We start from the raw sequence: 12076 nt of genomic DNA on the forward strand, positions 1-12076 counted from the left end.
GTTGGATCGTTCGGCAGGGGTCACACGCCAGCCTCCTCGAAACCAAAAGGCCCCGCCCGGAGCGCCTCCGAGCGGGGCCGTACACTGCAGCCGGCAGATGCAATCCGTTGCTGGAGGGCCGGCTCTACCCCGAGGATCAGGAGCCCTGGATCTGGCTCCGGATCGCCTCGGCCTCCTGCTTCTGCTCGTCCGTGCCGGAGGCGAGGACCTCGTCGATCAGCTCCTGCGCCCCTTCCGCATCGCCCATATCGGCATAGGCCTGCGCCAGGCTCAGGCGGGTCACGTTTTCGTCGTCTCCGGTCCCTGCCTCATCCCCGGCCGCCGCCGACGGTTCACCCGGAACCTGCAGATCCTCGTCCATCGACAAACCGCTGTCCTCGGTTTCGCCGCTGTCCCCGCCGCTGGCCGGCGCATCCAGATCCGGCAGTTCACTCTCGTCCAGATCAAACGACAGGTCATTCAGGTCGTCACCGGACGCGGCTTCACCGCGATCGGCCTCTGCCGCCGAGGCCAGGTCGTCCTCGAGGTTCTCGTCAATGTCGAACGAGAGGCCCTCATCGTCGCCCGCCGGGGTGCCTTCGGTCGCCTCCGAGGTGTCCGACACCTCGACGTCCGGGAGGTCCAGCCCGGAGAAGTCGATCTCGTTGCTGTCCGCGTCGGCATCGGCAGCGTGCGAGTCGTCGCCCGCAACCGCGTCGTCCAGCGAATCGGCCGCAGCATCTCCCGCCGAACCCGCGGAACTCCCGAGACGGGATTCCAGCTCCGAAAGACGATCGCGCATCTCGTCGTCGTCCGGCCCCAGACGCTCGCGCAGGGCATTCGCGGCCTCGCGCGTACCCGCCTCGTCTTCCAGCGCGACATGTGCCTCGACCAGCTTCAGCCGGTACTGCTTGTTGTCCGGACTGGTTTCGAGCGCCGCGTTCAGCGTCTCGACGGCCTGATCATTCATGCCGTAGGCCAGGCATACATCCACCTCGGCCAGGACGTCGTCCATGCCTGCCGCACCCTCGCTGGTGCTGGCAACCACGACTTCCCCGACCTCTTCCTCCGGTTCGGCCGGCGGATGCGCGGATTCCTCCTGCGTGGTTTCGGTCTCGTCGTCGGATCGGGCCGCGGCAGCCCCCATGATGGTCCCGGCCGCGGCGCCGGTCGCCGCACCGGCCATCGCCGAATGCGAACCTTCGGTGTGGTCGACTTCCTTCGCCTCATAGCCGGCCGATTCGACGCCGGACGCCTGAACCTTGCTGTTGTCGGCGCGCGGCTTCAAGCCGGCACCCCGTTCGTCCACCATCACCTCGCGGCGGCCGCCGCGTGCAAAGGCCAGCAGCACCAGCAGCAGCAGGACCACCAGTGCGATCGCCATCATCAGCAACAGCGGGTCATTCATAATGCGCTCGTGCAGCGGTGCGTTCCGCTCCGCATCGGCGCGATCCAGGCGGGTACGCAGCTGTTCGCGCTCGGCGCGCAGCTGGCTCAGCTGCTCCTCGAGTTCGGCCATGTTCTCGCTGGAGATCTCGGCCAGGCGACCGCGTTCCCCGAGTTCTTCGCGCAGTTCGGAGAGCTCCTCGCGCATCCCCTCCATCTCGGCGCGCTGGGACAACAGGGCCTCCTGGAGCAGCTCCTCGGAACCCCCCTGCGCCACACCGGCTTCAGCGTCTTCCGGCAGCAGATCGGCCACGATCTCCAGGCGGTCCTCCACCCCTTCGTCGGCGACGGACTCCTCGGCAACCGCGGGATCATCCTCGGCCGCCGCCGGATCGGTGTCAGCGACTGCAGCGGCGTCATCCTCCGCCGCTGCCTCGGACTCTTCGGCCGCGACCGTCTCTTCGTCCTCGACGGCGGCCGCGTCGTCCTCCAGCGCCACGTCATCTTCGACGGCGGCCACGGCGTCATCGGCCGGTGCCGGCTCGGGCTCTTCCCGCGCGGCGCGCGTAGACTCCTGCCACGAGCGGGTCTGGTCGGCCACCTCGGCGCGCGCCGCAGCGGCGCTGCGGGCCTCCAGTTGCTCGCGCGACGGCGTGCGCAGCTCGGCGTCCGCCCGGAGTGCGTTGATATTGTTCCCGATAAAGGCCTGGGGATTGGCATCCAGGAACGCGAGCATGGCCTGCTCGTCGCTGTAACCGGAGATCCCGCTGCGGCGCACGATCGCGTAGAGCGTATCGCCACTGCGAACCTGGAGGGTTTCACCGGCGCGGGGCGTGCGCGGTGCCGCGGCGTCGGCCTGGCTCACAGAAGGTGCCGAGGCCCCGGACGGCATGGTCCCGGGCGGGTCCAGCAGCAGGGAGACCTCTCGCATGGCACGCCCGCCATCCCAGCGCGCCTCCAGCAAAATCCCGACGTACGGTTCGCGCACCGGCCGGCGGGTGGTCAGGATCACGCGATCGCCATCCAGCTGGATGTTCAGGTCACCCGGAACACTCCCGCGGTTGAGACCGGCACGGCGGTACGCATCCTCGGACGCCTGGCGAATGCGGAGGGAGTCCGCGACCCCCGAGGCGCCGCGCAAGGGAATCTCCGCCCGCAAGGGCTGATTCAGGAAGGATTGCAGGTTGACTTCACCAAAGCCCACGGAGCTTGACGACGCCGGGGCCACCAGCAGCAAGAACAAAAACCCAACCAGAAACTTGCGCACGAATTCCCCCTGAAAGTGCCGCGTGGCCTAAACGCCCCCGCCGGTACGGCTGGCGACCCCCTGGCCACGAATGTGCCGGGCCGATGCCCGGCGTTTTCCCGGATTAAATCACAGGTAATCGCGGATCAAAACCTCCGCGATCTGGATTGTGTTCAGCGCAGCCCCCTTGCGCACGTTGTCCGAGACTACCCACAGGTCCAGCCCGCGCGGGTGCGAGATGTCCTCGCGGATACGCCCGACGAACACGGCGTCCTTGCCGGAACCCTCGGTCACGGCGGTCGGATAGCCCCCGTCCTCGTGCTTGTCGAGCACCGTGATCCCCGGCGCGGCGGACAGGATCTCGCGGGCCTTTTCCGCACTGATCTTCTCGCGGGTCTCGATATGCAGGGCCTCGGAATGGCCGTAGAACACCGGGATGCGCACCGCGGTCGGGTTCACCAGGATGGACTCGTCGCCCATGATCTTGCGGGTCTCCCAGACCATCTTCATCTCTTCCTTGGTGTAGCCGTTGTCCTGGAAGACATCGATGTGCGGCAGCGCGTTGAACGCGATCTGCTTGGGATAGACGTTGCACTCCACCGGGCGGCCGTTCAGCAGGGCCGCCGTCTGGTGGGCCAGTTCCTCGATCGCATCCTTGCCGGTCCCGGAGACGGCCTGGTACGTCGCGACGTTGATGCGCTCGATACCGACCGCGTCGTGCAGCGGCTTCAGCGCCACCAGCATCTGGATGGTGGAGCAGTTCGGGTTCGCGATGATCCCGTGGCGGGTGTAGTCCCCCACCGCATCCGGGTTGACCTCCGGCACGACCAGCGGGATCTCCGGGTCGTAGCGAAACTGCGAGGTGTTGTCGATCACCACGCAGCCGGCCGCGGCCGCCTTCGGCGCGTACTCCGCGGACACCGAGGCCCCCGGCGAGAACAGCCCGATCTGCACGGTCGAGAAATCGAAGGTGGCCAGGTCCTCCACCTCCAGCTCGCGGCGGCCGAAGGCGACCGTTTTGCCGACCGAGCGCGCACTGGCCAGCGCATGCACCCGGCCCAGCGGCAGGTCGCGCTCGGCCAGGATGGAGAGCAGGGTCTCGCCGACGGCGCCGGTTGCGCCCACCACGGCCACGTCAAACTTGCGGTCACTCATCGTTCATTCCCGGTTTAATTTTAATCTTCAAGCTACTGATATTTCGTTAGTCATCCAGCGCGGACACCAGGGCATCACCCATCCCCTGGGTGCCGACCAGCGTCATGCCCTCGCCGAAGATGTCCGGCGTGCGCAGGCCCTGATCCAGCACCCGCCCCACGGCCTGTTCGATGCGCTCGGCCAGGTCATTGCGGTTCAGGCTGTGGCGCAGCAGCATCGCGACCGACAGCACGGTTGCCATCGGATTGGCCTTGCCCTGCCCGGCGATATCCGGCGCGGAGCCGTGGATCGGCTCGTACAGACCGACCCCCTCGCTGTTCAGCGAGGCCGAGGGCAGCATGCCGATGGACCCGGTCAGCATGGCCGCGGCATCGGACAGGATGTCGCCGAACATGTTGCCGGTGACCATCACGTCGAACTGCTTGGGATCACGCACCAGCTGCATGGCCGCGTTGTCCACATACATGTGAGACAGCTCGACCTCGGGGAATTCCTTGCCGACGCGCTCGACCACCTCGCGCCACAGCTCGGAGACCTCGAGCACATTGGCCTTGTCCACCGAGCACAGGCGCTTGCCGCGCTTCATCGCCGCCTCGAACCCGACCCGCGCGATGCGTTCGATCTCCGATTCGCTGTAGGCGGCCGTATTGAAGCCGTAGCGCTCGCCGTTACGTTCCTCGATCCCGCGCGGCTGGCCGAAGTAGATCCCCCCGGTCAGTTCACGCACGATCAGGATATCCAGCCCGCTGACCACCTCCGGCTTCAGCGTGGAGGCCGAGGCCAGCTGCGGATACAGGATCGCCGGGCGCAGGTTTGCGAACAGGCCCAGATCCGAACGGATGCCCAGCAGCCCGCGCTCGGGGCGGAGATCACGTTCCAGCGATTCGTACTGCGGGCCGCCGACCGCACCCAGCAGGATCGCATCCGCGCGTCGCGCCGCCTCGCGCGTGGCCTCCGGGTAGGGATGCCCGGCCGCATCGTGCGCCGCGCCCCCGATCAGGCCCTGCTCGATCTCCAGATCCAGCCCGCCGATCTCGCCTACACGCTCCAGCACCTTCAGCGCCTCGGCCACGATCTCGGGCCCGATCCCGTCCCCGGGCAATACCAGAATTCGGCTCACAAACCTCTCCTAACCATCAGATCAATCGAATTTCTTCTCTACCTGTAGGAGGCCAGCCCTCTGGCCGATGGGCCTGTCCTGGCGCCCTATCGGCCAGAGGGCTGGCCTCCTACAAAGGGGCACGACTCAGCCCTGCGAGTGCTCCGCCATCCAGGGCCACTCGCGGCGCTGGCGCTCCTCAAAGGCGCGAATGTCATCGGCGTACTGCAGCGTCAGCGCGATATCGTCCAGGCCGTTCAGCAGGCGGTGGCGCCGGTCCTCGTCAAGCGTGAAACGGAATACGGTACCGTCCGGCGCCGTTACGGTCATCTCTTCCAGGTTCACCTCGACCTGCGCGCCCGGGTTCGCCTCGACCTGATCGAACAGTGCCTGCACCTCGTCCTCGGCCAGCACCACCGGCAGCAGCCCGTTCTTGCAGCTGTTGGAGAAGAAGATATCCGCGAACGACGGCGCGATCACCGCGCGAAAGCCGAAGTCGGTCAGCGCCCACACCGCGTGTTCGCGCGAGGAGCCGCAGCCGAAGTTCTTGCGCGCCAGTAGGATGCTCGCCTGGTCGAACGGCGCCTGGTTGAGCACGAAATCCGGGTTGATACGGCGCTGGGAGCTGTCCATGCCGGGCTCGCCCGGGTCCAGGTAGCGCCAGTCGTCAAAGGCGTTCGGGCCAAAGCCCGTGCGCTTGACCGACTTCAGGTACTGCTTCGGGATGATCGCGTCGGTGTCGACATTGGAGCGATCCAGCGGCGCGACAATCCCACGGTGTACGGTAAAGGCCTGCATCGCTTACGCCTCCTTCAGTGCCGACGGTTCGACGAAGTGCCCGGCCACGGCGGCCGCGGCGGCCAGCGCCGGGCTAACCAGATGGGTACGCCCGCCCTGCCCCTGACGGCCCTCGAAGTTGCGGTTCGAGGTCGAGGCGCAGCGCTCGCCCGGCTCCAGCCGGTCCGCGTTCATCGCCAGGCACATGGAACACCCCGGCTCGCGCCACTCGAAGCCGGCGTCCAGAAAGATCCGGTCCAGCCCTTCCTGCTCCGCCTGCTGCTTCACCAGCCCGGAGCCCGGCACCACCATCGCCAGCTTGATGTTGTCGGCCTTCCTGCGGCCCTTGACCACCTGGGCGGCCGCACGCAGGTCCTCGATCCGCGAGTTCGTGCAGGAGCCGATGAATACCTTGTCCGGACGAATCTCGGTCATTGGCGTGTTCGGCTGCAGGTCCATGTACTCCAGCGCGCGCTTCATGCCCTCGGCGCGCACCGGATCGGACTCGGCCGCCGGGTCCGGCACGCGGCCGTCGATCGGCGCCACCATCTCCGGCGAGGTGCCCCAGCTCACCTGCGGGGCAATCTCGGCGGCATCCATCTCCACCACCGCGTCGAATTCGGCATCGGGGTCGGAGACCAGCGTGCGCCAGTACTCGGCGGCCTGTTCGAACAGCTCGCCGCTCGGCGCCTGTGGCTTGTTGCGCACGTACTCAATGGTCTTCTCGTCCACCGCAACCATGCCCGCGCGGGCCCCGGCCTCGATGGACATGTTGCAGATGCTCATGCGGCCCTCGACCGACAGGCTGCGGATCGCCGAGCCGGCGAACTCGATCGCATAGCCGGTACCGCCCGCGGTGCCAATGCGGCCGATGATCGCCAGCACCACATCCTTGGCGGTCACGCCCGGGCGCAGATCGCCCTCCACGCGGATCTGCATGGCCCTGGTCTTCTTCTGCCACAGGCACTGCGTGGCCAGCACATGCTCGACCTCGGAGGTGCCGATGCCGAAGGCCAGCGCGCCCAGCGCGCCATGGGTGGAGGTATGCGAGTCACCACAGACGACCGTCATGCCCGGCAGGGTCGCCCCCTGCTCGGGACCAATCACGTGCACGATGCCCTGGCGCACATCGGCCATCGGGAAGAACTTCAGCCCCAGGCTCGTGACGTTGCTCTCCAGTGTCTCCACCTGGGTGCGCGAGACCGGATCCTCGATCCCGCGGTCGCGATTGGCGGTGGGCACATTGTGGTCCGGCACCGCCAGCACGGAATCCCCGCGCCAGGGCGTGCGCCCGGCCAGACGCAGACCCTCGAAGGCCTGCGGGCTGGTCACCTCGTGCACCAGGTGGCGGTCGATGTAGAGCAGCGTCGAGCCATCCGGCTCCTCGCGCACCACATGCGCCTCCCACAGCTTGTCGTACAGTGTCTTGCCTGCCATTACCTGCTCCCGCGGCCGAGCCGCGATGTTCCAGCCATATTTTCGGTGAGCGCCCGCCAAAGCCCCCTGTAGGAGGCCAGCCCACTGGCCGATGGGCCCCGACGTCGGATCGGCCAGAGGGCTGGCCTCCTACAGACGAGCGGTACCACCGCATTGCCAGTCTGCGGCCGCTCTTCCATTCTTTCAAATCTGATTTATTATCTTTACCATTCCATATGGTTATGGATTGGCGATGCGGAGTCGCATCAGTCAGCCGGTCATTATCCCACGGAGGCGGCGGAAATGCGCCCGGAACAGCTCAGCATCGAGTCCCTGCAGGCCTTCGTGGCGGTGGTCGATACCGGCGCCTTCTCCGCCGCGGCCGACCGGCTGCACCTGACCCAACCGGCGATCAGCAAGCGCATCCAGTCGCTGGAGGCGACCCTGCAACGGCCCCTGTTCGAGCGTCAGGGGCGCCGCGTGCGGCCCACCGAGGTCGCCGAACGCCTGCTGCCCGAGGCACGCGAAATACTGGCCCGCCTGCACGCGATCGAGCAGCAGGTGGCCGACCTCGACCAGGTCGTGCGTGGCCGCATCCGCATGGCTACCTCCCACCACATTGCCCTGCACCGCCTGCCCGCCCCGCTGGCCGCCCTGCGCACCCGCTACCCCGAGCTGGAGCTGGAACTCGCGTTCATGGATTCCGAGGCCGGCATCGAGGCGGTGATGCACGGCGACGCCGACCTGGCCCTGGCCACCCTGCCGGACGACCTGCCGAAGGGCTCGGAGGCCCAAGCCGTCTGGACCGATGACCTGGTCCCGATGATCGCCCGCGGCCGCGCCCAGGATGCCCCGCTGGAGACACTGCAACGGCTGCATGACTGGCCGGCGATCCTTCCGCCGGTGGGCTCCACCACCCGCCGCCAGATCGACCAGGCCCTGGCCGCACAGGGCCTGCACCCCGCCGCGGCACAGGAAAGCCCGTACCTGGAGGTCATCCGCATGATGATCGCCACCGGCCTCGGGATCGGCTTCCTCCCCCGCACCATGGCCACCGCCGAGCTGGCCATCCTCGAATGGCCCGCCCCACCCATCGCCCGCCAGCTCGGCTGGGTCCGCCACGCGGACCGCTACCGCTCCCGGACCCTTGCGGCCGTGATCGAGGGATTACATAACGGGGAGGATCAGGAGCCCCCGGACCTTACCGATCTCCAGGTGTGAGCCTGCCGGGCAGGTCCATTGCATCATGGAGCACACGCAATAGCTCTACACAACGGGGTTTGTCGGACGCGGGCCGGAAAACGAGCACGTGTCGGCCTCTCCGCCCTCCGCGTGCGACATGGAGCGTGCAGATACCCGGACCGATATCCTCGCGGCTGCGCACAGTAGGGTTGGCGGGCCCGCCCTGCAATGCCCGGATCGCCGCGGAAAGGGTACCGGCATAGGCACGGGCCTGCTGCTCGCCAAAGTGCTCCGCCGTCCACGAAACGATATCCCGAAGATCCTACTCGGCATACGCCGCGAGACGGACAGTCCATTGTCCGGATGATTCGTTCACGGGTTATCGCTTCGCGATGGCCTGTTCTGTCAGTTCCTGCAAATGCGCCTCGAGGTCGCGCCCGGTATCCAGTTCGGTGTAGCGGCCTGCCTCCAGGTCCGCGATACCTTCCGCAGTCGCCCGCCGCAAGGCTTCCAGTCGCGCCTCCTGCTCACGCTCGCGAGCCTGTACGAGGCGGAGCCCGTCACGCAGAACCTCGCTGGCATTCTGGTAGCGCCCGGATCGAACCAGCTGCTCCACAAAACCGCTTTGTTCCGGCGTCAGGACAATGTTTCGTGTAGGCATGGTTAACCTCCGTCCATCACTATTGGCAGTTTATGCCAAGAGCCACAGGCGATCCAGGCGCCGCCCCGCTGCACGCCCCTTCTCTGCGGGCTGCGCACTCAACAAAACGAGCGCTGCACGATTCTCGACAACGGCAACCGAGCCTTGCCGGCATCAGGCGCGTGCGGCCTCGCGGGGGAGCAGGGAGGAGATCATCCAGGTGGCGAAGATGAACAGGGTGGAGGCGACCAGCGCGCCCTCCAGGCCCCAGACCATGAAGATGGCACCGGAGGCGACGGTGCCGATCAGACGCCCACCGGCATTGGCCATGTAGTAGAAGCCGACCTTCATCGCGACCCGGTCGGTCTCTGCGTAGTCGAGGATCAGGAACGAGTGCACGGCGGAGTTGATCGCAAACACCACGCCGAACACGCCCAGCCCGACCATCAGTACCCAGGCCGGGTCCAGCCCCGTCTCCAGGCCGATCACGATGCCGATGGGCAGCAGCATCAGGATGAAGGCCCAGAGCCGCGCGGTCAGCCCGGTCGGGTGCAGCCCGCCGCGGCCCAGCAGGCGCGGCACCGACGCCTGCACGACCCCGTAACCGATCACCCACAGCGCCAGAAACGCCCCCACCTGCATGTGGTTCCAGTCAAGTGTCGCGCTGAGGAATACCGGCAAGGCGACCACGAACCAGACATCACGTGCGCCGAACAGGAAGAACCGCGCGGCCGAGAGCACGTTGATCGCGGCGGAGTTGGAGAACATCTGGGTGAATTTCGGCTTGCCCCCGACCTTCCCCAGCCCGCGCGGCAGGCCGACGATGGAGAACAGCATCACCACCGCCAGCATCCCGGCCAGGATCACCAGCGCCATCTGGAATCCGACCGAGTACAGCAGCGCGCCGCCGACGAAGAAGCCCACCCCCTTCAGCGCGTTCTTCGAGCCGGTGAGCACCGCGACCCAGCGAAACAGCCGCCCTTCCCCGTCGCCGGCCACCAGCTTCACGCCGGACTTCGCACTCATCTTGTTGAGGTCCTTGGCGATCCCGGACAGGGCCTGCGCGAACATCACGTAGGCCACGCCCAGCCAGGCCTCGGGCACCGTGAGCATCAGCAGCGCGGCGACCTGCAGCAGCGTCCCGGCAATCATCGTCGTGTTCACCCCCAGCCGCGCGGCCAGCCAGCCGCCGGTCAGGTTGGTGAGCACCCCGAACAGCTCGTAGAACAGGAACAGGAACGCGATCTCCAGCGGGCTGTAGCCCAGCTGGTGGAAGAACAACACGACCAGCATGCGGATCGCGCCGTCGGTGACGGTAAACGCCCAGTAGTTCGCGGTGATGCGCGCGTAGGCGCCCAGCCCCAGCGTGGGCGGTGCGTTCGGCGTTTCGGCCGGGCTGCCCATCCGTCCTACACGCCCTGCTCGGCCACGCGCGCGACCAGTTCGACCAGCCGGTTGGCATAGCCCCATTCGTTGTCGTACCAGGCCAGCACCTTCACCTGCGTCCCATCCACCACCATCGTCGACTGCGCATCGACAATGGACGAGCGCGGGTCGGTGCGGAAGTCGCTGGAGACCAGAGGGCGTTCCTCAAAGCCCAGGATGCCGGCGAGCTCGCCCGCGGCCGCCGAGCGCAGCAGTTCGTTCACCTCCTCCGCGGAGGTCTCGCGCGCCGCCTCGAAGGTGAAGTCCGTCAGCGAGGCATTCATCAGCGGCACGCGCACCGCATGGCCGTTCAGCCGTCCGTTCAGTTCCGGGAAGATGTCGCCGATCGCCTTCGCCGAGCCGGTGGTGGTCGGGATCAGGTTCAGCCCGGCCGCACGGGCCCGGCGCAGATTGTCGCGCGGCAGGTCCACAGGCGACTGCGTGGCGGTCATGTCATGCACCGTCAGGATCGTCCCGTGGCGGATCTCCAGGGCCGGGTGCAGCACCTTGACCAGGGGCGCCAGACAGTTGGTGGTGCAGGAGGCAGCGGTGACGACATGGTGCCGGGCCGGATCGTAGGCGGCATCGTTGACGCCCATCACTACGTTCAGCGCACGCTCGTCCTTCACGGGTGCCGCGACGACCACGCGCCGAGCCCCGCGATCAAAGTGCGGCTGCAGGGTCTCCATGGTGCGGAAGGCGCCGCTGGCATCGATCACGATATCCACACCGGACTCGGCCCAGGGCACCTGCCCCGGCTCGCCCAGCTGCGTGTGGCGCAGACTGCGGCCATCGATCTGCAGGGCGTCCGGCTCGGCCTGGATGCCGTGATCCCAGCGCCCATGCACCGAATCGAACTCCAGCAGGTGTCCGGTGACCGTACCGTCCGCCGCGACCTCGTTCAGGTGCACGATCTCGAGATCGTCCCGATCCCAGGCCGCGCGCAGCGCGAGCCGACCGATTCGGCCCATCCCGTTGATGCCAACCCGTACGGCCATGACGCCCTCCCGCGAAAAATCGCGTCAGGATACTCCGCCCACATGACCAACGCATGACACCCGGTGCCTTGAAACGGCTCAACCAACAGCGCACAAATACGCAAAGAGGGTCAAAAGCGATTCACAGGAAGTTTGGAAGACTGGAAGAAGGGCTGGATGGGCAAACAACATTGCACCTCGCCCGGTCCAACCGACAATAACTCTTCCATCCTTCCCTTCTTCCTGTGAATCGCCTTTGACCTTGTTCGTGGTGCCGATCAGTTGAGCCAGACGATGCCGGCGTTGAGGTAGATGGCAAAGCCGACCCACAGCAGGTAGGGCACCAGCAGCGCGCCGGCGATGCGATCGATGCGCCAGAAGGCGATCAGCGTGGCGAGGATCAGCGGCCACAGAATCAGGATCTCGGCGAGCGCCAGATCCGGGCGCTGCAGGCCGAAGAAGAGCACCGACCAGCCCAGGTTCAGGGCGAGTTGCGCCAGGAACAAACCCAGCGCGATCGGTGCCCCGGTCAGGCCCACGCGGCGCCACACATGCCACGCCGCCAGCCCCATCAGCCCGAACAGCACGCTCCAGACCGGGCCAAACACCGCATCCGGCGGATTCAACGGCGGCCGGGCCAGGGTTGGGTACCAGTCGGCCACCGAAAGACTGGTGGCCCAGCCACCCAGCCCCGCCACGGCAAACACCAGTACCATCCAGGCCAGCAGCCCGAGCATGTCCCCACCGAAAGAGCGTCGCCGCGGACGCGACGCACGGGCCGTATCGCGTGTCAT

At 67.0% G+C, this 12076-nt stretch carries 11 protein-coding genes; 1 reads left to right on the top strand and 10 read right to left on the bottom strand.

Annotated elements, in window-relative coordinates:
* Positions 1-136: 136 nt before the first annotated feature.
* The 5 genes from C996_RS0108670 to leuC form a co-directional block, all read right to left on the bottom strand.
* The gene (locus tag C996_RS0108670; protein WP_018867061.1) at positions 137-2632 is read right to left on the bottom strand and encodes a FimV/HubP family polar landmark protein; all 2496 of its coding nucleotides are present in this window, start codon (positions 2630-2632) and stop codon (positions 137-139) included.
* Positions 2633-2740: 108 nt separating this feature from the next.
* Positions 2741-3766: an aspartate-semialdehyde dehydrogenase gene (locus C996_RS0108675; RefSeq protein ID WP_018867062.1), complete on the bottom strand. Its 1026-nt coding sequence runs from the start codon at positions 3764-3766 to the stop codon at positions 2741-2743.
* Between the two features lie 46 nt (positions 3767-3812).
* Positions 3813-4886, bottom strand: a complete 1074-nt coding sequence (leuB, locus tag C996_RS0108680; RefSeq protein WP_196799351.1) for a 3-isopropylmalate dehydrogenase — start codon at positions 4884-4886, stop codon at positions 3813-3815.
* Positions 4887-5012: 126 nt separating this feature from the next.
* A complete protein-coding gene (leuD, locus tag C996_RS0108685; RefSeq protein WP_018867064.1) occupies positions 5013-5663 on the bottom strand; it encodes a 3-isopropylmalate dehydratase small subunit in 651 nt (216 codons plus the stop codon).
* Positions 5664-5666: 3 nt separating this feature from the next.
* Positions 5667-7079, bottom strand: coding sequence for a 3-isopropylmalate dehydratase large subunit (gene leuC / locus C996_RS0108690; RefSeq protein ID WP_018867065.1), 1413 nt, complete (start codon positions 7077-7079; stop codon positions 5667-5669).
* Positions 7080-7361: 282 nt separating this feature from the next.
* Here leuC and C996_RS0108695 point away from each other — a divergent pair, with 282 nt between their 5' ends.
* A complete protein-coding gene (locus C996_RS0108695) occupies positions 7362-8279 on the top strand; it encodes a LysR family transcriptional regulator (RefSeq protein WP_018867066.1) in 918 nt (305 codons plus the stop codon).
* On the opposite strand, the gene C996_RS14865 is transcribed toward C996_RS0108695, so the two are convergent.
* From C996_RS14865 to C996_RS0108715, 5 genes are all read right to left on the bottom strand, one after another.
* Positions 8260-8550, bottom strand: a complete 291-nt coding sequence (locus C996_RS14865; RefSeq protein ID WP_196799352.1) for a type II toxin-antitoxin system RelE/ParE family toxin — start codon at positions 8548-8550, stop codon at positions 8260-8262. The two genes, C996_RS0108695 and C996_RS14865, sit on opposite strands and share 20 nt — an antisense overlap.
* A 69-nt stretch (positions 8551-8619) precedes the next feature.
* The gene (locus C996_RS0108700; RefSeq protein WP_018867067.1) at positions 8620-8901 is read right to left on the bottom strand and encodes a type II toxin-antitoxin system ParD family antitoxin; all 282 of its coding nucleotides are present in this window, start codon (positions 8899-8901) and stop codon (positions 8620-8622) included.
* A gap of 153 nt (positions 8902-9054) precedes the next feature.
* The gene (arsJ, locus tag C996_RS0108705; RefSeq protein WP_018867068.1) at positions 9055-10284 is read right to left on the bottom strand and encodes an organoarsenical effux MFS transporter ArsJ; all 1230 of its coding nucleotides are present in this window, start codon (positions 10282-10284) and stop codon (positions 9055-9057) included.
* A gap of 5 nt (positions 10285-10289) precedes the next feature.
* Complete coding sequence (locus C996_RS0108710) at positions 10290-11303, bottom strand: ArsJ-associated glyceraldehyde-3-phosphate dehydrogenase (protein WP_018867069.1); 1014 nt, start codon at positions 11301-11303, stop codon at positions 10290-10292.
* A 257-nt stretch (positions 11304-11560) separates the two neighbouring features.
* Positions 11561-12076 carry a TspO/MBR family protein gene (locus tag C996_RS0108715; protein ID WP_018867070.1) on the bottom strand — a complete coding sequence of 172 codons (516 nt, stop codon included), beginning with the start codon at positions 12074-12076 and terminating at the stop codon, positions 11561-11563.

The organism is Thioalkalivibrio sp. ALE25, assembly GCF_000377285.1.
Lineage (GTDB): Bacteria > Pseudomonadota > Gammaproteobacteria > Ectothiorhodospirales > Ectothiorhodospiraceae > Thioalkalivibrio.